Consider the following 22,553-nt stretch of genomic DNA (forward strand, 5'->3'; position numbering starts at 1 on the left):
CATTCACGATTATTCATCGAAGGGTTGTACATCTATAACATCCAGAGGTACGTCCCTGAGAGCCCTTCCAATTACGGATTTGGATATCCTTGCGGCATGTTCTTCGCTTTCTGCATCAAAAACCTTCATCTCAAGAACAAGTCCTACTATGGCTGTATTGGCTGCAAGGAAAACGCTGGAGAAAGGCTCTTTACAGGAAGGGCAGAAAGTAGTTCCAATATCCACTTCAACGTAATCGAGTTTAGGGTTAAGGCGTTTACCTGCCTCTGATATAGCAACACCGATTGCATCATCGGCAGTCTTTACATCCCTTACCAACCAGGCGGCTTCAAGTGTAACATGATAATTAGGCATCTCTTTTACTCCGGTATAATTTCTTCTTCAACTCAATTTATTATTCAAATGGTAAATAGCACATCGTCATCAACATCGAACAGGCCAAGCCGTGCACCGGCATCAAGCCAGGCATGGCCATAACTGAAACATACAAGTGCATTCACAGGATCGTCAGTCTCCATGAAATGCAGGCCGTCATTGTAATACGAACTTGCCATGCTACGATAATCCTGGGCCACCTTATACATATGCGATTGTTCGATAGGAGCGAACCCGGCTTTTTGCAACGCTGCCCTTAGTAGTCCCTCATATCTTTTAACCTTTTCATTCAGATCTGCAGCCATATCAACATCCGACCTAAGTTCTACTTTCCGCCCCCGAATATCCTGGTGAACAGTTTTCCACCATCATTTTTCGGAGGACGGGATGGTTTTCTTTTAGGAGGCGGTGCACTAACCCGATTCTCTTCTATTGTTGCAGGTTCTGCAGCAGATGGCAGAGGTGGTGCTGTTTTCCTCAATACCGGTGTTTCCTCCGGCAAAGGTGGTGCATTGGCCACAGGTGGTGGAGGTGGCAGACTCTGGGTCTGTGCGGCCATGAGCACATTGACAGATTCACCACCGTGCTTGGATCTCCGTATTCTTATATCGACAAGTATGGGCCTCTCGATATCATTGCTCACAAGCATGGCAACGCCCGCTGGCAGTCGCATGAGTTCATCCTCCACATAGGAGTTGACACCCTCGAGTCCTTTGCTTATAGCTTTTAAGTCATTGGGGTTTGTAACCTTCATGATTATCTGGGTGCCGCACTGGGAAAGTACATTTTTGTCAATTCTTGCGGGACGCTGGGATATGACCATCATGCCCAGTCCGAATTTCCTGCCTTCGGATGCTATGGTCCTGAGAATGTCCGTACTCACCGTCTTGCTGAATCCTTTCTCCGGTGCATAGTTGTGCGCTTCCTCGATCACCAGCATTCCTGGCGGTACCCGGTCCAGTTTCCTTGCCTCGAAAAGGTTCAAACAGAGTTGTGCGACTATCATACTCTGCATATCAGGAGGTACGCCCTTGAAATCGAGTATCGCAACCTTTCCCTTGCGTACAAGCGCCTCTATCGGCGTAGGGTTCGGTGACAGTATGTCCGTGTCCCTTATGTTCTCAAGCATGCTGATAACTGACCACTTTGCCTTGCTCTTATCATTGCCGACAGCAAATATGATATCATCAATTGTATATGTCTCCATTTCGGCTCTCAGGCTCTGTATGGCCTCGTAGAGTATTCCTGTATGGGTCGTAGAGAAATTATCAGGGAATATGGAGGTCAGATCCTTTACAGTCAGGTTCATACCGTTCAAGCGGAATGTTTCGTCAGCATCCGGGTTTATAGCCTTGTTAGCAGGAGTGTAGACTGTTACCCTGTCCGCATAAGACTTTGGTGTGACACCGTACTTCTTAAAGGCTTCAGGGTCATCCGGCCCCTGCATTTTGAGCGAGGTATATTCGCTGTGGGGATCGATGATCAGAAGAGGTATATCCCTGTCCATCAGTTCTTCAAGTATCACCGCAGCAGTATAGGATTTTCCACTACCGGTCTTGGCAAGTATGCTGCAGTGCTTCTGCACAAGGCTGTTCACACTCAGCTGGACCTTTATACCTGTTCCTTCAAGCAGGCCTATGTTCATGTCCTGTCCCAGCAGGCCTAACACTGAACGGATCAACCCTTCATCTGCTATATATATCAGGTCCCCCGGACTGAAAGGTATCGTTGGTGACCTGAGCATACCCTCTTTGTCCCGGGTCCCGATCACAATCACCTCCGCTACTATACGGTCATCACTTTTGTCCTTTCGCTGACCTGCCTTTGCCTCTTCGATCGTGAAAGATTCACTCGATCTTGTGATATTAATTACCTGTGCAAGTACCCACCCGTCGGTTTCATGCCATGCCTTGATATATGCACCCCTATATACGGCAGTGCTGTCAGACACAAGCATTTTGAACTCAAGAGTACCTGTTTCTCCAAAGATTACGCCTACTGAACCTCGAACCATTTTTCATCCCTCAAATTCCTGGTTTCTGGTTATATGTTTGGGTTGTATTATTATATTTCCCCTGCAAATCATAATTTTTTCAATCTTCTGTGGAATACATAATTTCAGGTGGTGCCCCTGCAAGTTTGACAAGCGCTTCGGCCTCGATGAAATGCAGTGCTGCCGGAATGACAACTATGTGCAGCGGCCCGCCGAAATCATGTTCCTTTAGTTTGTTTACATAGCCTGCTTTGACACTGGGTTCCGGTGAACCTGCCCGTGCTATGCCCACAGCAATAGTATTATCCATTATTCCTTCGGCCCTTCGGCCTTCAACTTCAAGGAGAAGTTCCAGTGCCTGGTTTACTGTCATATAGCCTTTTTTCTTATCGATATCCAGGAAGATAAGGGTGTGCATATCCTTTTCCATGTTCATTTTGATAGTATCATAAGGAGTTTCCGATACTATGGTCCTGCCCCTGCTGCTAGTATAAGGATGTGGAATGGTGGATGCTTTTCCAAAACGATAGTTCTGGAGACCGGACAGGCCACAGACAGCTGATGAAATTGAGGCTCCGTGGATGAGTTCCGTTCCGATGCCCGCATCCTGTGCCCTCAGGCGAAGGTCCACATGGGTCGTGGAAACCATAGTATCGCCACCGGTGAGGAAAACAATATTCTTCTCCTTTGCATGATCTATCCACCCGGGATACTGTTCCACATCTTCCCTTGAGAGTATACGGACCTTCTTACCGTAGAGCTCTTCAAGCCTCTCAATAGTAGTACCCATGAGTACTGAGGTATAGAATTCCGCGAAGACCATATCTGCATTCTGCACGGCCTCAAGTCCCTTAACAGAGATATCTTTTTCATCAAAAAGACCCAGTCCTATGAAAGTGAGCATGGTCGGAAAAACGGTTCTTTATATGTTAAAGTTTTCGCAAGTTGGTTCTTTCAACAAGAGAATATTATTATATAAAAAAATAATATAATGGGGATATATATGGCGACATGGGAAGATGAACCAACGAATGAAGAACTTAAAAAAATTAATCAAGAAAAGATTGATAAATTAATTGAAAAAATTGATAATCAAAATAATAGGGAAGTTCTTCACAATTATGTAAAATACATGTTGAGAAAGAAATTTTCTTTCAAAACTATTTCTGATAAAATAAGGGTGTTGGAAAAACTTTCAAATATTGTATCAAAAGATTTTGGCGATATGACATATGATGATATGGAAGATTATATTGAATCAGATGATTTTCTACTTAAAAAGAAAGGTGATGTATTTGAAGAAATTTCTGATGGTGCACAAAACAATTACAAATCAGTGATTCAAACATTCTTCTTAATATTTGATAACAACTTTGGAAAATCAAAAGAAGATAGAAGGAAAATAAAAAAGAAGGATTATCCAGAATTAGTTGATTTCTTTGAATTTGTAAAAGTTGATGATTCCATTAAACAGGATGATTTACTAACAGATGAAGAAATACTTGCAATGCTACATGCTGAAAGTGGACTTGATGAAACTGGTAAAAAAGTAAGAGAACCAAATCTTAGGAATCAGCTTTTAATATCGATGTTATATGATTCAATGGGTCGAAGAAATGAAGTACTATCACTAAATGAAAACGATATTAAACAAGATAAATATGGTTTCTACATCAAAATACGTGATGAAACATCAAAGACATTTGGTAGACGTGTAAGACTGGATTTATCTGTTACATATTTAAAACAACTTAGGATAGATTTCAATTCCAACAGACCACTTTTCTTATCTAATCAGGGAAAAAGACTTGGAAGAAGTCAATGTAGTGTGATTCTAAAGAATGCAGCAGAAAAAGCAGGAATTACCAAGCGTATATTCCCTCACCTGTTCAGACATACCAAAGCATCAAAAGTTGCAAGAGAATTACCTGAACTTGTCGTAAAGAATTTGGGTGGTTGGCAACCTAATTCGACTGCATTTTCCAGATACATAAAAATCAGTGAAATAGATGCAGATAATGCACAACTTAAACAGATGGGTCTAATTACGGATGAAGATATACGTGATGAATCACCATTGAAACCCGTAATATGTCCAAGATGTAAGATAGAAAACCCACCAGAAGCAACAGGGTTTTGTTTTGCATGTGGTTTTGCACTTGATGGTAAAATTCCAGTTGAAACTGAAATGGATATAATGGAACAGAAGTATGAAAATGTGCTAAAAAGAATGGAGAAGTTGGAAGCCCGTGACAATTTGCGAAATGAAATTGAAAAACTTGAAAAATTTGAGGATGATGCAGATGTTGAACTTGAACATTATAATGGATTGAAAAATGCAAAAAAATACAGTGGAAAAGATGCCACTATCTGCATGGAAAATAGTCTCAAAAAACATAAACTTGAAAATAAACTTGAATCAATTGATGCAGATTCAGATTTAACATTGGAAGAACAACAAGAATTATATCAGCAGCAAAAAACTGAAGAAAGAAAAAATATTGATGACTTTATTAATAACAGCAAGTACAAAGGTGTTTTCAGATTGGTTGAGGAAGATGAAGACGAATCACTCCACACATCCTGAAGTCAACCCTATTTTCACCCATAAAATAGATAGATGTATTATTTCATCTATCCTTCTTTTTCTTTCCATTTAATTCAATCGAATTATGATAATTTCACTGAAATCATCAATCTAAACTTCTATAATAATTTCAATGATTTTATTAATTACATTCATATTTCAAAAATCAATGATATAAATTCAAAAATCATTCATACATCTCTATCCCACCCTTAACTATCCCCAAAACCCACCCGAAAAGACCGAAATCCGCCCGAATCGCAAAGGAAAATCCATTATTCATATCATTCATTGGCTAGCCGGAAAAGTGTCTGTCTGGCTGTCTATGTGAATGTCAGTTTCGGATACTTTTAGGGATTGAAAATTTGTAATTAATAGGCATTGAAAATGGCTCTGCAGAAAACCTATAAGAATCGCTATCATCAAAGCAAAATCTGTAACATCGTTCAATAGCTGGCAGTACATTTTGGATTGTTATTAAATTTGATTTTTGTTTGAATTTCTATATATATATATATAAATAGCATTAGAATATTAACATAAAATATATGTGGCTTAATACAAATCAATTTATAAACAAAAAACCATTGTATGTATCGTATGTTAAATATTCTTTAATTCTTTTCTCATTAACTCTTCTCATATCAACTGCTTCTGCAGTACCTACTTTTATTGAGATATCTACGCCAGAAGAATTACAAAATATGACTCAATATTTAAACAGGGATTACGTCTTAACACAAGATATAGATATGACAGGATTTGGAAACTTTGAACCGATAGGTAACGGTAGTAGTCCTTTTACAGGTTCTTTAGATGGTCAAAACTATACGATAACCGGATTATATATCAATAGACCAGATACAAGTGAGCCAGTAGGTATGTTTGGTGGGACAAACAACGCACTTATAAAAAACATTGGATTGGAAAATGTAAATATATCGGGTAATGCACCGGTGGGTGGATTAATTGGTGAGAAATGGTGGGGAGCTATTGAAAATTCATATTCCACAGGATATATAACAGGTGAACAGTATGTAGGTGGATTGGTTGGCGAACAATGGGGTTCGGGAGATTCAACTATTGAAAACTCATATTCCACATGTGATGTGACTGGTAGATTTGATATTGGTTCTCATGTTGGTGGCTTGGTTGGCTTCAATGGAAAGACCATTAAAAATTCATATGCTACGGGTGATGTAAAAAGCAATGGTAATGGTGTTGGGGGATTGATTGGTACTAATGGAGGAACTATTGAAAATTCATATTCCACTGGTGCTGTGACTGGTGAATCTGATATTGGGGGGTTGATTGGTAAGAATCAGAGTGGTGGGACTATTAATAATTCGTATTGGGATATTGAAACATCTGGACTAACTAACTCGGCTGGTGGTGAAAGCAAAACCACATCAGAAATGAAAAACTTGGGAACCTATGTTGGTTGGGACTTCACAAATACGTGGAAAATCCATCCATCAGTTAATGATGGATATCCATATTTAGTATCACTTTTCGATTCCTACGAAATATTTGAAGGCGGGGATGGTAGCTCTGATAATCCATATCAGATATCAAATGTCATTCAATTACAGGCAATGACTATTGATTTGTATTCAAATTACACTCTGGTAAATGATATTGATGCATCTGAAACTGAAAATTGGAATAGTGAATCCGGAATTTTCAAAGGATTCCAGCCAATAGGGAACAATAGTGTAAAATTCACTGGCACTTTCGATGGTCAAAACAATACGATAACTGGCCTGTTCATTAACAGAACCATGTTGGGGGTAGGCCTTTTTGGATACACTGATACTGGTGCAACAATCAAGAATGTTGAGTTGGTTGATGTCAATATTACCGGAGAAAACTACGTAGGTGGCCTTGTTGGTTTTAATAATGTGGGGATTATCACAGATTCACATTCCACAGGTGAAGTGACCGGAGAAAACTACGTAGGTGGCCTTGTTGGGACTATTGAGGGTGATGGTAAGGTCGAGAACTCATATTCCACATGCAAGGTAACAGGTGATGAGTTTGTCAGTGGCCTTGTTGGTTTTAATTCTTTTAGTGGTATTATTACGAATTCATATTCCACAGGTGAAGTGAGTGGTAACGATAGAGTCGGTGGTCTTGTAGGTCACAACATTGGAAATATTGTGAACTCCTATTCCACAGGTAATGTGAATGGAACTAATTGGGTAGGCGGACTTGTTGGTAATACACAAGGTTTTATCACAGATTCCTATTCAATCGGTGAAGTTACAGGTATTTCAGATGTAGGAGGACTAGTTGCTACAAATACGGGTACTATTGAAAACTCATATTCCACAGCTAAAGTGACCGGTGATTCTGAGGTCGGTGGCCTTGTTGGTTCAAATGCTGGTGGTACTATTGATAATTCATATTCCGTGGGGGATGTAGAAGGTAACACCGATGTTGGTGGATTGGTTGGTACGAATACAGGAACAATAACCGAATCGTACTGGGATAGTGAAACATCTTCTCAATCAGAAAGTGCTGGTGGAGTAGCTAGAACAACTTCACAAATGAAACAACAATCTACTTTTATAGATTGGGATTTCACACATAAATGGGAAATTCATTGTGCTGTGAACAATGGTTATCCATATTTGCAGAATTTAATCACATCGTATCCTATATTTGAAAATGGTGATGGTAGTGAAAACAATCCATATGAGGTATCTACAATATGCCAATTACAAGCCATGAATTTTGATTTATCAGCACATTATATTTTGATAAACGATATTGATATATCAGATACAAAGAACTGGAATGGTGGTGAAGGTTGGGAACCAATTGGTGATTTAAGTAATAAATTCAATGGTACTTTCGATGGTCAAAATTATACGATAACCGGATTGTTTATTAACAGACCCACTGAAGATAATATAGGTCTCTTTGGACGCACTGATGCTGGTGCAACAATCAAGAATGTTGGGTTGGTTGATATTAATATTACCGGTCGTGTTCATGTAGGTGGCCTTGTTGGTTATAGCAATGGAGGTACTATCATAGATTCATATTCCATGGGTGATGTGACCGGTAATACTATTGCCGGTGGCCTTGTTGGTCGAAATAAAGGTACTATTGAGAATTCATATTCCACAGGTGATGTGATAGGTTTTCTTCATATAGGTGGCCTTGTTGGTATTAATGCTATGGGAGGGACTATCACAGATTCATATTCCATGGGTGATGTGACCAGTTACATTGAACGTGCCGGTGGCCTTGTTGGTTATAATGAAGGTACTATCATGGATTCTTATTCCACAGGTGCTGTGACTGGTGAATCTAATATTGGGGGGTTGATTGGTTGGAATAATGGTGGAACCATAAGCAATTCATATTGGGATATTGAAACATCTGGACTAACTAACTCGGCTGGTGGTGAAAGCAAAACCACATCAGAAATGAAAAATCAAACCACATATAATGATTGGGATTTTATCAACAAATGGAACATCCACCCAGCTGTAAATGACGGATATCCATATTTACAAAGTTTATATGATTCATATACAATAGTTGAAGATGATGATGTGGCACAGCCTTCACGTAGTTCAAGGCAACAGAATATTGCAGATTCAAAATCTCCATCTGAAAATATAGATACACTTTTCAGTAACAGGCAGAATGTTGGTGTTGGAAGTAAAGTTGAATATCATGTAACTGCTGATGATATACCTGTAACTCTGATAAGTTTCGATTCCAACACCAATGAAGGAATAGTTGAAAATAGAATTAACCTTTTGAACAACGTTCCAGAAGGTACTCCTTCACAAACTGCTCCGGTTTATAAGTTCATGGAGATTAATGTTGGTAGAACTGGAACTATTGGCAGTCATAATGCCGATAATATTTTCATCTATTTCAAAGTAGATAAAAAATGGGTAGAAGAGAACACTATTATTCCGGAATCCATTCGGATGGAGAGACTGAATAATGGTGTTTGGGAAAGATTACCAACTGAACAACTGGATGAAGATGAAGAGTTCTTCTATTTCCTTGCACAGACTTCAGGATTTTCTATATTCTCCATTGCAGGTGATGAAAGAACTGTGACAGAAGAAACCAATATCGTTGCAAGCTTTGAGGAACAACCAATCGATAATGTTGAAGATGAAAATAAATCAAATTTGTACATGATAGTTGGTATATTGATTGTAGCTATTATGGCAATTGGATTTGTAATATATAAGAGAAAAGTACAGGATTGAAGTAACAATTCAATCCTTTTTTACTATTTTTACTTTTCATTAATTTGAGTAAAGTGAAGCAGTCGAAAGAGAAGTACAGGGGGATTGTAGAGATATTTATTTTTAGCAAAGATAGGTGGGCTCGTATCTGAATTAATAGATAATTGTACAACTACGCTGCAACCAAAGTTTATATTTAATGATATTACGGACAAAGAGATTTAAATATTTCAATAACATAGGTTTGCTCACTTTTTTCCGAAACTTTTTTGAAGAAAGTCAGTACAGTATAAAAAATGTTTATCGAGCAACATCACAAAGTACCATAATTATAATATTGGTACTTTCGAGCGGTTGTCGGCAAAATATTTTTCAATAGAATATGTGTTGTTTAAATATAAAAAGGATAAAAGTTAGCAAGTTTTCATGCTTCAACTTTTTCATTTTGTTGGTTGGTTGCTCTAAACATCGATAGAACCTTTCCAAGACCCTGAACTTTGAATGTATTATAGATGTCATTTTCCATAATATCGACGATTCCAATATCCATTTCAAAATCATCGATAAACTGACCATAATGCAATATTTGAGAATGTTTACCGAAAGGCAATTGAATTAAATCTTCTGTAGAACCTTTCTTTTTTGGTTTCACAGTATTAGGATACATGGTACATTCCATATTCTTACCATTTGTTTTAAATTTGACAGCTTTAAGGATGTTATATCCAAACAGTTGAGCCTGTAATGAATTAACCTTTCTGCTGAAAATCCACACACGATATTTATTATTCAATTTTTCGATGGCATAAGGTAGATTGTTTGTATCAAAGAATAATTTCAGCTTACCTATATGGATTTCAGACTCAGATTCAAACATGATATATTCTGTCATTCTTGAGGAAGAATGGTAATATACATTTTTATCACCAGATAAATGTTGGTGCATTATCTTTTCATCAAGGATTTTATCTTTCTTGGAAAATGTTCTATTCTTGCGTTTGACTTGAGTTTTGACATCGGAAAAGAAATTGGTTAATAAATCTGCCTTTGAGTTAACTGACAATTCATCCTTGACTGAATTATTCATAAGATTATTGCATTCATAGTATTCGATTGTTTGCGGACTGGAATACAAGCCATATTTGCATACCACACTCATTATGAGAGTTTCTTCCCAATCTCTTGTATCAATTATGATTGGAGCGGATATTTTTTCGCCTTCAATATGAACATTAACTCCCTTTTTCATGCCCTTCTTTTCGGGTGGTATTATTTCGGGTTTTCTGCCAACACCCCAAGAACTAAGGTTTCTCACATCTCTTTCCGTTACACCCAAAAAGATACTTATTGAAGGTTCTTTGCCACTTGGGTCTTTCGGTCTTGAGGCAGCTTGCCATGTATCACCATGCATCTGTTCTTCAGCCAGAATTCTTGATTCTTCAACTGTATCACATGAAAGGTCATGTGAATCTGATGGAATGTGAGCGAGTCCAATATGAATTCCTACTCGATAGTGTGATTTCACACCAATTGATTCTGATGACCTGTAATAAGTCACAAATGGTTTCTGTTCTACATCCTTGTAATGTTCATCGAATAAATCTTTGAAGAGAATGTATTCATCTTTGTTTCTGCAAAATATGATACATTTTTCTGGACCAAATATATTCATTATGTCAATGCATGATTCCCTTATTTCATATCGCTGATTGTATACAGAATATTTACCCCTAGATGTGAATGACTTGGTATCGTAGAATAAATAATGATTATTATTCGTTCGCAGTGGGTCGCCATTTTCACCAAAAATAATATCTTCAATTTCTGTATTAGGATGGAATAACTGGCTGTAATCATAGCTACCAAAGGTTGCAGTTGTTAAGAATATTATTTTAGTAGTGGTGACTTTTTTGTCGCACCCTGATATGTTTAATTTATTGTATTGCATTCCTTGAAGAAATTTACTTATATGCTTCTTGAAGTCATTATTAATTGCTACAATATTGAAATCCAATGTATCATCTTTATTTTCTTCACTGATTTTACGTGCTTTAACTATCAGTTCTTTGTTTGTTACTGTGTTGAGGATTCTGAAAACAGCGGTGATTTCATCCATTGAGATATTATATTCATGACGAATGGCGGTTAAGTCCATTAATTCAGCTACCGATTCAATAGTTACATTATCTTGGTCAATGCTTATTGTTTCAAACTCATGTTTATATGGATTGTACTTTTCTTTTTGGCAGAAAAAATCTTTAAATTCTGTATTTTCAGCTTTCCGAGTGTGTTTATAATTGAACCAATTGCCATTTTCCAGATTTCTAAATAGGAATTGATTTTTTAATTGTTGAGCAGCAGCATTAATAGCATTAGTATTTATTGTTTCTTGATAATTTGAAATCACATTTTCAAGAATGACAAATTTATTTACATCTGATTTGTTTGCTTTTTTTATTTTGTCCAAGAATTTAGATGCAAATTTATCGTCGTTTTCAAATAGATTGATTTCTGATGTCTTATCATATTGCAATCCGTGAACTTCATCGAGTATGACAACACCAACTTGTTTATCTATTTTCTCTAAAATATCCGTATAATGTGAGTAAGGGAACATTTCTGCTGTCTTTATGATTGCTACCAGCTTGTCATATGTTATACAGAGTACATCAAATTCTTCGGCTCTTTGGATTTCTGTTACAGGGCACTCTTCATAATACTCACATGGTGGATGCTCATCGTCACCTGCACATTTCGTAGGCAATGGAAGAAAATCGAAATCTCCATAATCGGGATTGTCTTTTATCATTTTTTTGTTGAGCTTGCATTTGAAATTGCTTGGAACATGAATAATTATTGCATCTTTTTTTTCAGAAATTGCTTTTACATCTGCAATAACGGTTTGAGTAATTATTCTGTTAGTTGGTTCCAAAATAAGCACTGGAATCCCAAGAATAAGGCATGCCAATACTAAAGACGTAGTTGCACCAGCTCGTGTTGTTTTATGAATTTTGTAGACACCATTTGCATAGTTGAGAATATAGAGTGCAAGCTGTGTTCTTATATCATCAGTGGAACTCATCTGTACCACCATACGTAAGTTAAGAAATATTTATATATAATTAAATTAAATTTATAATTATTCATGTATTAACTCCTGATGTGCGGCTCTACCAATCACCCGCACATCTCAAATTGATAGTTATTTACTTTGAAAATTTTGAATTGTTTTTCCTATATTCGGCAAGTACTTTTCTCATCTTCCTGTGAAGAAGTTCGACTTCATATGCGCTTGTTGGACGACTTGAAATCGACCGCCATTGTTCACGGAGGTCATTTGTTTCTTCAATTTCTTTCTCAGCGATTACAAATCTATCATACTCAGTCAATGACTCCATAAGTTCCTCCCACTGCATTTGAAGCTCAGAGTGCTTACCAAATTCAATATCTTCATCTTCATTTGATATCATTTCCTTGGCTAACTCGATGTTGGAGGCATGTTTATCCTTATACAATTTATCAATAAAATCAGTAATACAATTTTCAAAAAATGTGTTAACGTCAGATGGTTGAACAATCGCAAGCAATTTTTTGAAAGACTCAGCTGGAAGTTCCACTTCTATTTTTGCAGAATCTGAATTAGTAATTAAAGCTTTCATCATTTCAACCTCGTATTTCTTCCAGCATTTTCAAGGCGAGAAACTATGAAATCTTGACTGTTTTCTGTAATATCTCTAGAAGTATTTCTTTTAGCGTACCAGTCTTCAAGTAAGTTACAGACAAATGAAGAAAATGGTTGATTTACACGTTCTTTATTAATTGCACGGATAATTTCGTTACGCAGGAAGATTGATTTTACTGTTTTGTTTTCTGTCATTAATTTTCACCAAATTTAGTAATTTATTTTTTTATTAAATTAAGAATATAATAATATACTAAACCGGCAATATATATAAACATTACGAATGATTTTTTGTGATAAACATTGCATTGATTGCGTTTTTTAATAACATGGCAATATTTTAGTTTTATAAAGTTAAAACTTGAATAACACAGCAACATTATGGAATAAACTAAATCTGTAATCAAAAATATAAATAAAAATTAATTACATTGCAACATAAAAACTTATATATGTAGAAGACCTCTTTCTAATTGTTCAGTGAATTATTTTGTAAGTTGATGAATAATTTCAACTGAATATCCATCAATTCCGTATAGATATATTAACAGCAGCATCCGAGTAACATTAGGATGCATCACCACTAATTTTGCTGCCGTACCTGATTTCAACTCAGGTTCTACTCATTTTTTCTAACCAAAGTAATAATTGAATAACAAGGATGCACCAAAATGAGAATAAGCCTGTCGCACTCTCCCGCTGAAATCGGCTCTCAACCTTCCGTCTTAAGTGTCATTCTGACACGTCAAACGTTGTTCGGTTACAAATAGCAGTCCGAATACCTATGAAAATAATATAGTATTTATGTAATTATTTAAAGAAATAAATTTATGAAAGTTAATTTTAGCGAACCAAATAGTTGTACTTAATTTCCACATCGGAAATACTGATTATTTCATTTTTCTCTTTCTCTCGTTGCTGTTTACAACTACGCTTCAATTTTTTATATTTCCTTTTTAAATCGATTAATTCATTTTTGGTTTCTGTAAAGTTCTCAATGAATTTATCATTCTTCATCAATCTAAGGTTTCTCCGAAAAAAGAATAGCTCCTGAATGAAACTAGCCGAATCACAATTCCACAGCGATTCAACCGAATCAGCTACCAGAGCGTTGATTTCATCCATGAATTCTTTCTTTGATAATGGAGAGCTTTTTATCATGAAAGCACCACCCATCGAATGCTAAACCTCATGGCCCAGCAAGTTCGGCACATATGACTTTAGCAAATCTCTTTCAATATCAGGAGTAATTCTCGCATAATAATCAGCTGTTACCTTTGTACTACTGTGAGCCAGACGATAAGAAATCACTTCCAGTGGAACTCCTTTCGATAATAAAAATGTAGCAAGACCGTGGCGGAACAGGTGAGCATGAATAGGTCGTATTCCTGCAATTTCCGCCAATTCCTGCAACATTTGGTGAACATACTGTCTAGTAATGACTTTGTTTTTATCTTGGCCAAATCCTTTGAAAATGAATCCCGTAACTCGGTATATACGGATATAATTCGATATCCGCAATGCAATATCGGAATCGATACTTAATCTATGCCATTTCTTACGTTTCTGTACGTAGAATTTGATTGTCCTTGCATTAAAATCGATATCTTCAGCTCTGATACTCAACACATCTGAAATGCGCCCAGCTGTTATCCACATCATTTCCAGCAAGAGCTTGTTTCTTTCTTTTATGAAGAGGTTTCGAATCGATTTCCGTTGAAGATTAGTATATCTTGTTTCAAGTGCATCAAGCAGTTGTCTGAACTCATATAGAGTCAGGTAGTCAGTTTCTTCTTTTAAAAGTAAAGCATTTTTTTCGTATGGAACCATATAATTCATAGTTATCACTTATTATTATTCTTTACAAGTAAAAATAATGTAAACTATATATACATTTGCGTTAAGTTGTGTGGCGACAATGGACGCCGAAATAGAATCTATAGACGCCTAATGTTGACAAAATAGTAAATTTTGTAAAGGATTATTTTAAAGCATCATATATTTATTTTAGTTTCATTTGTCATTATGACAGTATATAATTAATTATTGAATGCTCTCACCTTCTGTATTCACAAAATCGATTTTTCCTATTTCAAGGGTGCTAAAACTTTCTTCCACACTGTTGACAAAAAACTAGAAGAGTATATATATTTTGGCTTACATTCGATTAACAATTAAAATGGTTCAAAATTAATATCAGATTCATAGCAAAAATTTGCTTAGTAATGATATTTTGAAATATGAGGGGTTCGAAATGACACATGAAATATATCCGATTTATAACTTCAAAAAACTCAAAAAACAGGTACTTGGAATGAAAATGACCTGTTCCCATTTGCACTGCAGACCTTATCTATCTGTCTCTTCTTGTAATGAACGAAGTATGGTAAGAGACAAGAAATCTAAGAACATAATGCGAAAGTTAAATAATTTATTGGCTGAAGACCAGTTTGATACTGTAACAATAGAGATGAAAAGTTGACCTTACAAATGAGAATAATTCCTACTCCCAATCCATTTCGGCTTTAAGATACCTCTTTCCTTAGAAATCCGAGATATCCCCATATCCCGAAAATTTCGGTGTAAAATGTGTGAGCGACCCATGCTCGCATATAAAGAACAAAGTAACCAATTAACTTCTTCCACATCTTCATTGCAGAAAATACTAAAGTTTCGTATACTTTAAATAATACTTTCACATATTATTTTAACTGGGGAGAAAGTTTAGAGGAGTAGTCAATGAAGAAACCACTACTGGACGTTTTATTTGCATCCGATAAACGGAAGAATCTACTCCTGTTCTTAAAGGATGAAACAAAAGAGATGGAAGAGATACTTTCTCATCTCCGAACAAACAGGCAGTCTCTACTTCCACAAGTACGCATACTGGAAGAACACCACATTGTAACCCATGAAAGTGACATTTATGAACTGACAATTATGGGTCGGCAAATTGTTGAGAAAATGGTTCCTTTAATCAGTACGGTCAATGTACTGAACACATCTATAGATTACTGGGGAACACGTAATCTTGATTTTATCCCACCTCATCTCTTAAAAAGGATTAATGAACTTGGGAAATGTATAACCAGACAACCTTCACTTGTTGAAATGCATTCCATTCAGGCTAATTTCCATGAAGCTTCAAAAAACTCTGAATCAGTATTCGTGGTCACTACGTTCCTTTTCCCGAACCATGTTCAGTTATTCAAAGAATTGCTTGAAAATGGCGTAAACATACATTTCATCATCTCTCCCGATGTGCTTGGTCGATTGAGATACGAGGTTAATCCCGAATTTGAAAAGCTTCTTCAAAATGACTTACTAAACTTATTTGTTCATACTGGCGATGATATGAACTTCTTATCATTTGGATTAAACGACAAGTGTTTGTTCTTGCGTTTATTTACCAATACCGGCGAGAATGATAGCAGATTCACGGCGTGTACCAGTTCCAGTGCGCTTAAGTGGGGAAAAGAACTATTCGAGAATTTTCGGGAGAACTCAACACTGATAACAGAATTATAATGGAGTGCAAATACACAACACAAGCAAAAACTAAAGAATTTCTCAGGAAATTGAAATAATTATTTGATGCTTGTCTTTCATTGCAGATAATGGTAGTTCTCTGCAATATATGATGTTTGAAAATTCCAGACCATAGTATTATAGTGAAGCTGATGAATGTAAGGGCGGTTTAGGTTAAGTAAAAACAAGTAGTGATAGAGTTTGCTGTCAGGATGGGGTTCTTGGCACTTAAACATAGATGGAGTAATTATAACTCCTGATACAGGTGGGGTGGATAAATGAATCAGCTAACAGAATGTCCAGAATGCAATGCACAAATGCACGAAGCGGATGAAAATAAACAGTACTGTCAAACATGCGGATATTGGACCGAAGTCGGAACTGCCAGACTTGATTCAGTTATGGTATTTGCATAAGGGGGGTCACTAGATGCGAGAAACAGGGCCATGTCTTGAACACAAGATAAGGTTCAAGAAACAAAGACTTGGAATGGAAATACTTTATTCCCATTCTCCTTGCAGGCCTCCTCTATCCGGTGATTCTTACAAGGGACGGGATATGTTCAGGGACAAAGAATCCAAAAACATAATGAGAAAGTTCAATAAGCTGTGGGATGAAGGCTAGCTTGATGCTGGCAATACTCGATAATAAAGATTAGTTGACATAAAAAAGTGACCTAGTAAATCAATAAGATAAGAAAGGAGCTACATCATGTGCTACTGGATTAAATTCTTGGAAGATGAGAAGAAAAAGGTGTTTAGAGAAGTTCCCGTACACGCAGATACAGAAAGTGAAGCTATGTTTCTGTTCAGGCATGAATTCCCAAAAATCACTCACTTTGAACTGATGCGACCCTGAAGTACTTACGAATAGGTTAAAAGTAATGAGCATCGTACACTGGCAAACGATGCCCTAAATGTACCCAGTCTTCACCGCACAATTTCTTATGTACGTGGTGTAATAGAAATTCAACGAACCTTCAATAAAATTTTAATATAACTTTGGATTTAGCACATTTCTGTACCCAAATGCAGAAAGTGATTCCAAACATACTTCAAAGCGATGCAATCATAACATTGATATTTTCTATACCTACATTCTATATTTTATAAAAGACCGGTTCTCCCTTTTATTCTACTTTATGTTCAGTAAAAACTTTCAAGAACCATGTTGCTTTACCTTTTTTATTTAATTGTTGCTAAAGAGTATGTTCTGCATTATTCCTAAAAAGTAGACCCTATTAAGGATGTGATAATATGGTAAAGAAAGATATCCTCAACTCTATATGTTCCTCGGAAGTAAGAAAAAACATACTCCTTTTATTGAATGACGGACCTGCAGACAGGGAAGCCATAAGAAATAACTTGGATGTAACTATACAAACTTTAGTACCACATATGAATACGCTAGAAGATAACTACTTGGTTATCAAAACAGAAGATATCTATACACTAACATCCATGGGAAGAGCAATTGTTAATGAGGTTATTCCTCTGTTAGACATGATTGATTTCTTTGAAAAAGACATTGAGTACTGGGGAACTCATGACCTTGATTTTATCCCGCCACATCTTGTGAAAAGAATAAATGAATTTGGGTCATGCGCTCGAATAGAAGTACCCTTGTCAAAGGTATATGAAGCAGAGGATATTTTCATTGAACAAGCGAAGGATACAAAGTTGTATTCTTTTATTACTTCGTTTGTGTTTCCAAACTTCAAAGAAATATTGATTGATTTGGCTGCAAATGATACCGATATATTAATAATCATTTCAAATGAGCTTTATCAAAAAATCTTATCTGATTTCAAGGAAGACCTTGAGTACATCCTGCAACTACCGAAACTTAAAATCTATGTGTACAATCAAAACTTCAAAATAATGTCATTTACACTCACTGACCATAATTTCTTACTAAGGCTGTTAACACTGGAAGGCGACTATGACCATAAGAGGGTTATTTGTGCGAGTGACCAAGCACTTAAGTGGGGAAATGACCTATTCGAGTATTATCTAAATAATTCTATAGAAATAACCCAAGCTTAAACATCTTTGTTCCCTTTTTTGGCTAATTGAACATGAGATTTTTATATTTAAGTTATGTTTTCAATTACAATTGGAATTACTGATATGGAACAATAATTCCATTGAATTTCTTTATTGAACTTAATTATAACTTGAGAAGCATTTACTCCTCATTGATTTCCAAATAAGATAATGTATGGTTGTCAAATAATTTGATAGCTTGTGATTTAAGATAGGCTTTTGAATTTAAACACGGTTTAGGTTAAGTAAAAACATGTAGTTTCTAGGAAGAGTCAGAATGGGGGTCTCAGCAATCGTGTTGAGAAAGAATTCCTGATACAAGTGGAGGGAATACTTGAAGCAATTAAATGAATGTCCTGAGTGTAAAACATGTCTGCGTGACCTTTACCAGAATATACAGCATTGTGCAATATGTGGATACTGGACCCGTAAGGGAACAGCCAGAATGGATTCTTTAATGGTATTTGCATAAGGGTGGTAATATGCCAAATCAGGAACGGAAATTCTGTTCAAAGTGTAAAGAGGCATTCAAGGAGATTCTGTTGGGAACAGACATAATCTACCAGTGTTTAAGTTGTGGGTCTTATTTTTCCCCCGACGATGGAATGCGTATTGAATTGTAACTTTAAGGATATTGCTTAGGAATTACAAGTCAGATACTCAATACAGAATAAGGAAATTCTGCACTCATAAACTTTTGTGCTTATTTTGAATAGTATTAAATATTATCGCCAACATATGAAAATTAGAGAGTGAACATGTTGAAGAAACTATTACTCGAGGTTATATTTGCTTCTGAAAAGAGAAAAAATGTACTTCTACTATTAAATGACGGTCCTAAAGAAATGGAATATCTCCTTGATTCATTAGAAACAACCAGACATGCATTGCTTCCACAGATTAAGATATTAGAAGAGCACTATCTGATAGCTAACGTCAAGGATAAGTGTGAATTAACAACAATTGGAGAAGTAATTGTTGATGATATGATTCCTTTGCTAAGAACTATCAATGTATTTGACGATGCAATTGACTACTGGGGAACACATAATAAAGATTTCATTCCAGACTATCTTTTTGCTAGAATTGCTGAACTTGGTGGATGTACTACAATTGAAACTCCAATACATGAAGCATTTGAGGAAGACAAGTATTTTATGCAAGAAGTAAATCGAACAAAATCTCTCTGGATGGTTACTTCATTTCTATATCCTGATTACAAAACAACGTTAACATATTTGCTTTCAAAGGGCGTTGATATTAGAATTGTTATTTCAAGAGGGTTATATGAAAAACTTCTATTAGATAATTTTGAAGATTTCAAGTACTTTATACAGGAAACCGCTATTGAAATATACCAACACAAAGATACTTTTGATATGTTGTCTTTTTCACTCTCACATCATGCCATCATGATGAGACTTTTAACAAACCAAGGAATGTATGATAATAAAAGGTTACTATGTGAAAGCGAAAGTGTACATAAATGGGGAAAAGACCTGTTTGAACATTACTTGAAGGATTCAACACTGATAACTAGTCTTGACTGACTCTATATAATGGAATTTAATGGAATTCATGCTAAATTTAGTTTATTTTTATATGTCGGTGACTGATATAGACCGATTCAGGTAAAACTCAAAAAGAGCCTTACACCACTCAATCGAAGATGGGCTGCAACATATCAACTGTTTGCTGTCAAATTCGAGATTCCTTTTTAAAAGTCTCAGGAATACACTATATTCGTTATACGCAATTGATAGAAAAGGCATCTCTGCTTGTGATAAAAAAATCTTGATTTTACCTGTTTGCATCAATTCCTTGAATTCTTCTGTGTAATCACTTTTTATTTTATCAATTACCTCCTTGCTGAAAATCAGAGATATTTCCACACCGTTCTCTATATATTCGGAATACAAGGAGAAGAAATTGGGATAAAGAAATGTTGCTATACGATTCATATAATTTGATGCTTTGGTTTTTTCATGAAACTTCATGTTTACTTCATAAATTTCAGAGAAACTGGGTTCTAAAATAGCACAGGATTTAAGGTCACTCAATCTTTTGAGTAGAGATGATGGAATAAAATCCAGTTCACGGGTCCCCCAATAATCTATATTTGTATCAAGAACATCGATACTACTAAGTAAAGGTGTCATATTATCAACCAACAGTTTTCCGATGGTTGTTAATGTATAAGTGCCGTTTTGTGAAATGATTAAATGGTTATCTTCTAATATTTTCATTTGAGGAATTAAAGCTGGTCGGCTTGTCCCCAACGTATCGAGAATTACATCCGCACTTTGAGGTCCATTATTCAATAACTTAAGCACATTCTTTCGTTTATCAGATGCAAACATCACATCAAGTAATGGTTTCTTTACCAAAACCTCACCCCTTTAATTGAACTATCAATCCCAATCTAATTTATAAAACTAGTAATGCACCAGCTACTTTTAAAGTTTGATTTAGAACTAACGAAGGAATGGCGAGGCACTAAGAAGTGATGTTACCAATTTTAGTGCCTCGACCGAGGAGAGCTAAGGGTTTGGTGCTATTCGGTACTGGTATATGGTGTTAAGCTTTGTAAGTAGACCCCTGCCCTCAATCTTTAATAGATTTTATTATTACTTAACCAAAACCGTTCTTAATTTCGCTAACTAAGTTATAGTTTATTAGTAATTGATTTTTCAAAGGGATTAACTTCAGGGTCGTATCAGTTAAAAGTGACTGACGATAGCAATAAATAATATTAGTTCTTATTCAAGTTGCTTAGTTAACGCTGTTATCTACCTGATAGTGTAATTGTGGGTAATATACACTAAAGGAGCATTATATGAAGAAACCATTACTTGATGTTATATTCGCATCTGAAAAGAGAAAGGGTGCACTTCTTTCATTGAAGAACGGACCCACAGAAATAGAAACACTGCTTAATCATTTAAGTACGACAAGAGCAGCTCTGCTTCCACAAATCAGGATTCTGGAAGAGCATTATCTTGTTAAACAAACAGATAATGCTTATGAGTTAACAGGTATTGGAGAATTAATAATTAATGAAATAATTCCTTTGCTGAATACTGTTGAACTCTTTGATGAAGAAATAGATTATTGGGGAACACATAATATTGAGTTCCTTCCTACTCAATTACTGAAAAATCTAAAATTGCTAAAAGAATGTAAACTTGTAAAACTATCTCTCCCAGAATCATACCAACTCAATCAAGATACTGTAAAAACAAGCTTTGAATCAGATTCATTCTTTGTAATTACTTCATTCTTCCATCCAAATTATCCGCAGGTATTTACTGAAATGGCTCAGAAAGGCGTTAAACTGAATATAATTGTCACAAAGCATGTGCTAGATATAATTCAGACAGGACATAATAAAATATTTGCAGGGCTTATTCAAAATCATTCTCTGAACTTGTATGTATATCCCGAAGAAATGGGTTTTCAAGTTATTGCATTTAACGATTACCTTCTGCTGCTACGCTTATTAACAAATGATGGAGACATCGACATAGACCATATGGTATGTTCAGGTACAGATGCACTTCAATGGGGGGAAGATATTTTTAAACACTATCTTAAAAACTCAACACAAATCACAGAACTATAACAATAATGTTCTTGCTGTGAGAAATTATTAATTTACGAGACAGTTTTATACGAGAAAAGCAGTCTTGGACTTACATTAAGAAGGTAGAATGAGGCACACGATAAACCACCATGCTTATGGTGCCTCTCTCCTTGCGAATCCGGGATGTCCCCACATCCCTTCAACCCCCACTCACTCAACCCGCATGGCTGAGAAGGCAGGATGAGACGCCTGATAAACCACCATAATTTAAGGCGTCTCTTTCCTTATACGTCCGAGATATTTCCCAATATCTCTCTTAAACTCCACTCCCAATAGCTTGTGAGCAACCCCATGCTCACAACTTCTAATAGGTTGTTTTTGCATATAACCAAACCGGATTTTAATCTAAGTAATGCTGTTATCTTTTGTTTGCGAACAATATTTTAACGGCGTTAAAAATTAAACCTGTATACTAAAATGGGTGAATGACAATATATATTCAACCTAACTTTTTTCCATAAAAGGGTATAATCAATC

The 22,553-nt window shown here is 36.0% G+C and carries 19 protein-coding genes; 9 read left to right on the top strand and 10 right to left on the bottom strand.

All coding sequences use genetic code 11. The features are described from left to right. Positions 1-9: 9 nt before the first annotated feature. The 4 genes from CUN85_RS06190 to dph5 form a co-directional block, all read right to left on the bottom strand. Positions 10-354 carry a DUF555 domain-containing protein gene (locus CUN85_RS06190; protein WP_135389457.1) on the bottom strand — a complete coding sequence of 115 codons (345 nt, stop codon included), beginning with the start codon at positions 352-354 and terminating at the stop codon, positions 10-12. A gap of 44 nt (positions 355-398) precedes the next feature. Further along, positions 399-680, bottom strand: a complete 282-nt coding sequence (locus CUN85_RS06195) for a DUF357 domain-containing protein (protein ID WP_135389458.1) — start codon at positions 678-680, stop codon at positions 399-401. Between the two features lie 20 nt (positions 681-700). Beyond that, positions 701-2,389 (bottom strand): ATP-binding protein, encoded by a 1,689-nt coding sequence (locus CUN85_RS06200; RefSeq protein ID WP_135389459.1) that lies wholly within the window; start codon positions 2,387-2,389, stop codon positions 701-703. A gap of 79 nt (positions 2,390-2,468) precedes the next feature. After that, positions 2,469-3,272 (bottom strand): diphthine synthase, encoded by an 804-nt coding sequence (gene dph5 / locus CUN85_RS06205; protein ID WP_135389460.1) that lies wholly within the window; start codon positions 3,270-3,272, stop codon positions 2,469-2,471. Between the two features lie 99 nt (positions 3,273-3,371). Between dph5 and CUN85_RS06210 the strand changes: the two genes are divergently transcribed. Further along, entirely contained in the window at positions 3,372-4,955 is a 1,584-nt protein-coding gene (locus CUN85_RS06210) for a tyrosine-type recombinase/integrase (RefSeq protein ID WP_167848812.1), read from the top strand. Positions 4,956-5,503: 548 nt separating this feature from the next. Next, positions 5,504-9,199: a GLUG motif-containing protein gene (locus tag CUN85_RS06215; protein ID WP_135389462.1), complete on the top strand. Its 3,696-nt coding sequence runs from the start codon at positions 5,504-5,506 to the stop codon at positions 9,197-9,199. Positions 9,200-9,602: 403 nt separating this feature from the next. Here the strand turns inward: CUN85_RS06215 and CUN85_RS06220 are convergent, their stop codons facing one another. From CUN85_RS06220 to CUN85_RS06240, 5 genes are all read right to left on the bottom strand, one after another. Then, positions 9,603-12,260 carry a hypothetical protein gene (locus tag CUN85_RS06220; RefSeq protein ID WP_135389463.1) on the bottom strand — a complete coding sequence of 886 codons (2,658 nt, stop codon included), beginning with the start codon at positions 12,258-12,260 and terminating at the stop codon, positions 9,603-9,605. A 124-nt stretch (positions 12,261-12,384) separates the two neighbouring features. Further along, positions 12,385-12,840: a hypothetical protein gene (locus CUN85_RS06225; protein WP_135389464.1), complete on the bottom strand. Its 456-nt coding sequence runs from the start codon at positions 12,838-12,840 to the stop codon at positions 12,385-12,387. After that, positions 12,837-13,055 carry a hypothetical protein gene (locus CUN85_RS06230; RefSeq protein ID WP_135389465.1) on the bottom strand — a complete coding sequence of 73 codons (219 nt, stop codon included), beginning with the start codon at positions 13,053-13,055 and terminating at the stop codon, positions 12,837-12,839. The genes CUN85_RS06225 and CUN85_RS06230 overlap by 4 nt, the downstream gene beginning before the upstream one ends. Positions 13,056-13,703: 648 nt before the next feature. After that, on the bottom strand, positions 13,704-14,021 hold the full coding sequence (locus CUN85_RS06235; protein ID WP_135389466.1) for a hypothetical protein: 318 nt from the start codon (positions 14,019-14,021) through the stop codon (positions 13,704-13,706). Positions 14,022-14,042: 21 nt separating this feature from the next. Beyond that, positions 14,043-14,690, bottom strand: a complete 648-nt coding sequence (locus CUN85_RS06240; protein ID WP_167848813.1) for a tyrosine-type recombinase/integrase — start codon at positions 14,688-14,690, stop codon at positions 14,043-14,045. Between the two features lie 424 nt (positions 14,691-15,114). Between CUN85_RS06240 and CUN85_RS06245 the strand changes: the two genes are divergently transcribed. From CUN85_RS06245 to CUN85_RS06265, 6 genes are all read left to right on the top strand, one after another. After that, positions 15,115-15,342, top strand: a complete 228-nt coding sequence (locus tag CUN85_RS06245) for a hypothetical protein (protein ID WP_135389468.1) — start codon at positions 15,115-15,117, stop codon at positions 15,340-15,342. A gap of 257 nt (positions 15,343-15,599) precedes the next feature. After that, complete coding sequence (locus tag CUN85_RS06250; protein WP_135389469.1) at positions 15,600-16,388, top strand: helix-turn-helix transcriptional regulator; 789 nt, start codon at positions 15,600-15,602, stop codon at positions 16,386-16,388. 278 nt (positions 16,389-16,666) lie between these two features. After that, positions 16,667-16,804 (top strand): hypothetical protein, encoded by a 138-nt coding sequence (locus CUN85_RS12980; RefSeq protein ID WP_167848814.1) that lies wholly within the window; start codon positions 16,667-16,669, stop codon positions 16,802-16,804. 13 nt (positions 16,805-16,817) lie between these two features. Next, a complete protein-coding gene (locus CUN85_RS06255) occupies positions 16,818-17,012 on the top strand; it encodes a hypothetical protein (protein WP_135389470.1) in 195 nt (64 codons plus the stop codon). A gap of 632 nt (positions 17,013-17,644) precedes the next feature. After that, entirely contained in the window at positions 17,645-18,433 is a 789-nt protein-coding gene (locus CUN85_RS06260; protein WP_135389471.1) for a helix-turn-helix transcriptional regulator, read from the top strand. Positions 18,434-19,191: 758 nt separating this feature from the next. After that, on the top strand, positions 19,192-19,983 hold the full coding sequence (locus CUN85_RS06265) for a helix-turn-helix transcriptional regulator (RefSeq protein WP_235856227.1): 792 nt from the start codon (positions 19,192-19,194) through the stop codon (positions 19,981-19,983). A gap of 48 nt (positions 19,984-20,031) precedes the next feature. On the opposite strand, the gene CUN85_RS06270 is transcribed toward CUN85_RS06265, so the two are convergent. After that, a complete protein-coding gene (locus CUN85_RS06270; protein WP_135389472.1) occupies positions 20,032-20,820 on the bottom strand; it encodes a helix-turn-helix transcriptional regulator in 789 nt (262 codons plus the stop codon). Between the two features lie 449 nt (positions 20,821-21,269). On the opposite strand from CUN85_RS06270, the gene CUN85_RS06275 reads away from it, so the two are divergent. Beyond that, complete coding sequence (locus CUN85_RS06275; protein WP_135389473.1) at positions 21,270-22,055, top strand: helix-turn-helix transcriptional regulator; 786 nt, start codon at positions 21,270-21,272, stop codon at positions 22,053-22,055. Positions 22,056-22,553: the final 498 nt, after the last annotated feature.

The organism is Methanolobus halotolerans (assembly GCF_004745425.1).
Taxonomy (GTDB): Archaea; Halobacteriota; Methanosarcinia; order Methanosarcinales; family Methanosarcinaceae; genus Methanolobus; species Methanolobus halotolerans.

Bases quoted from the DNA above. Each gene is read 5' to 3' on its own strand.
- CUN85_RS06250 (WP_135389469.1), top strand. From the start codon at position 15,600: ATGAAGAAACCACTACTGGACGTTTTATTTGCATCCGATAAACGGAAG.
- CUN85_RS06275 (WP_135389473.1), top strand. From the start codon at position 21,270: ATGAAGAAACCATTACTTGATGTTATATTCGCATCTGAAAAGAGAAAG.
- CUN85_RS12980 (WP_167848814.1), top strand. From the start codon at position 16,667: ATGAATCAGCTAACAGAATGTCCAGAATGCAATGCACAAATGCACGAA.
- CUN85_RS06220 (WP_135389463.1), bottom strand. From the start codon at position 12,260: ATGAGTTCCACTGATGATATAAGAACACAGCTTGCACTCTATATTCTC.
- CUN85_RS06230 (WP_135389465.1), bottom strand. From the start codon at position 13,055: ATGACAGAAAACAAAACAGTAAAATCAATCTTCCTGCGTAACGAAATT.
- CUN85_RS06265 (WP_235856227.1), top strand. From the start codon at position 19,192: ATGTTGAAGAAACTATTACTCGAGGTTATATTTGCTTCTGAAAAGAGA.
- CUN85_RS06210 (WP_167848812.1), top strand. From the start codon at position 3,372: ATGGCGACATGGGAAGATGAACCAACGAATGAAGAACTTAAAAAAATT.
- CUN85_RS06215 (WP_135389462.1), top strand. From the start codon at position 5,504: ATGTGGCTTAATACAAATCAATTTATAAACAAAAAACCATTGTATGTA.
- CUN85_RS06255 (WP_135389470.1), top strand. From the start codon at position 16,818: ATGCGAGAAACAGGGCCATGTCTTGAACACAAGATAAGGTTCAAGAAA.
- CUN85_RS06260 (WP_135389471.1), top strand. From the start codon at position 17,645: ATGGTAAAGAAAGATATCCTCAACTCTATATGTTCCTCGGAAGTAAGA.
- CUN85_RS06240 (WP_167848813.1), bottom strand. From the start codon at position 14,690: ATGGTTCCATACGAAAAAAATGCTTTACTTTTAAAAGAAGAAACTGAC.
- CUN85_RS06245 (WP_135389468.1), top strand. From the start codon at position 15,115: ATGACACATGAAATATATCCGATTTATAACTTCAAAAAACTCAAAAAA.
- dph5 (WP_135389460.1), bottom strand. From the start codon at position 3,272: ATGCTCACTTTCATAGGACTGGGTCTTTTTGATGAAAAAGATATCTCT.
- CUN85_RS06190 (WP_135389457.1), bottom strand. From the start codon at position 354: ATGCCTAATTATCATGTTACACTTGAAGCCGCCTGGTTGGTAAGGGAT.
- CUN85_RS06195 (WP_135389458.1), bottom strand. From the start codon at position 680: ATGGCTGCAGATCTGAATGAAAAGGTTAAAAGATATGAGGGACTACTA.
- CUN85_RS06200 (WP_135389459.1), bottom strand. From the start codon at position 2,389: ATGGTTCGAGGTTCAGTAGGCGTAATCTTTGGAGAAACAGGTACTCTT.
- CUN85_RS06235 (WP_135389466.1), bottom strand. From the start codon at position 14,021: ATGATAAAAAGCTCTCCATTATCAAAGAAAGAATTCATGGATGAAATC.
- CUN85_RS06225 (WP_135389464.1), bottom strand. From the start codon at position 12,840: ATGATGAAAGCTTTAATTACTAATTCAGATTCTGCAAAAATAGAAGTG.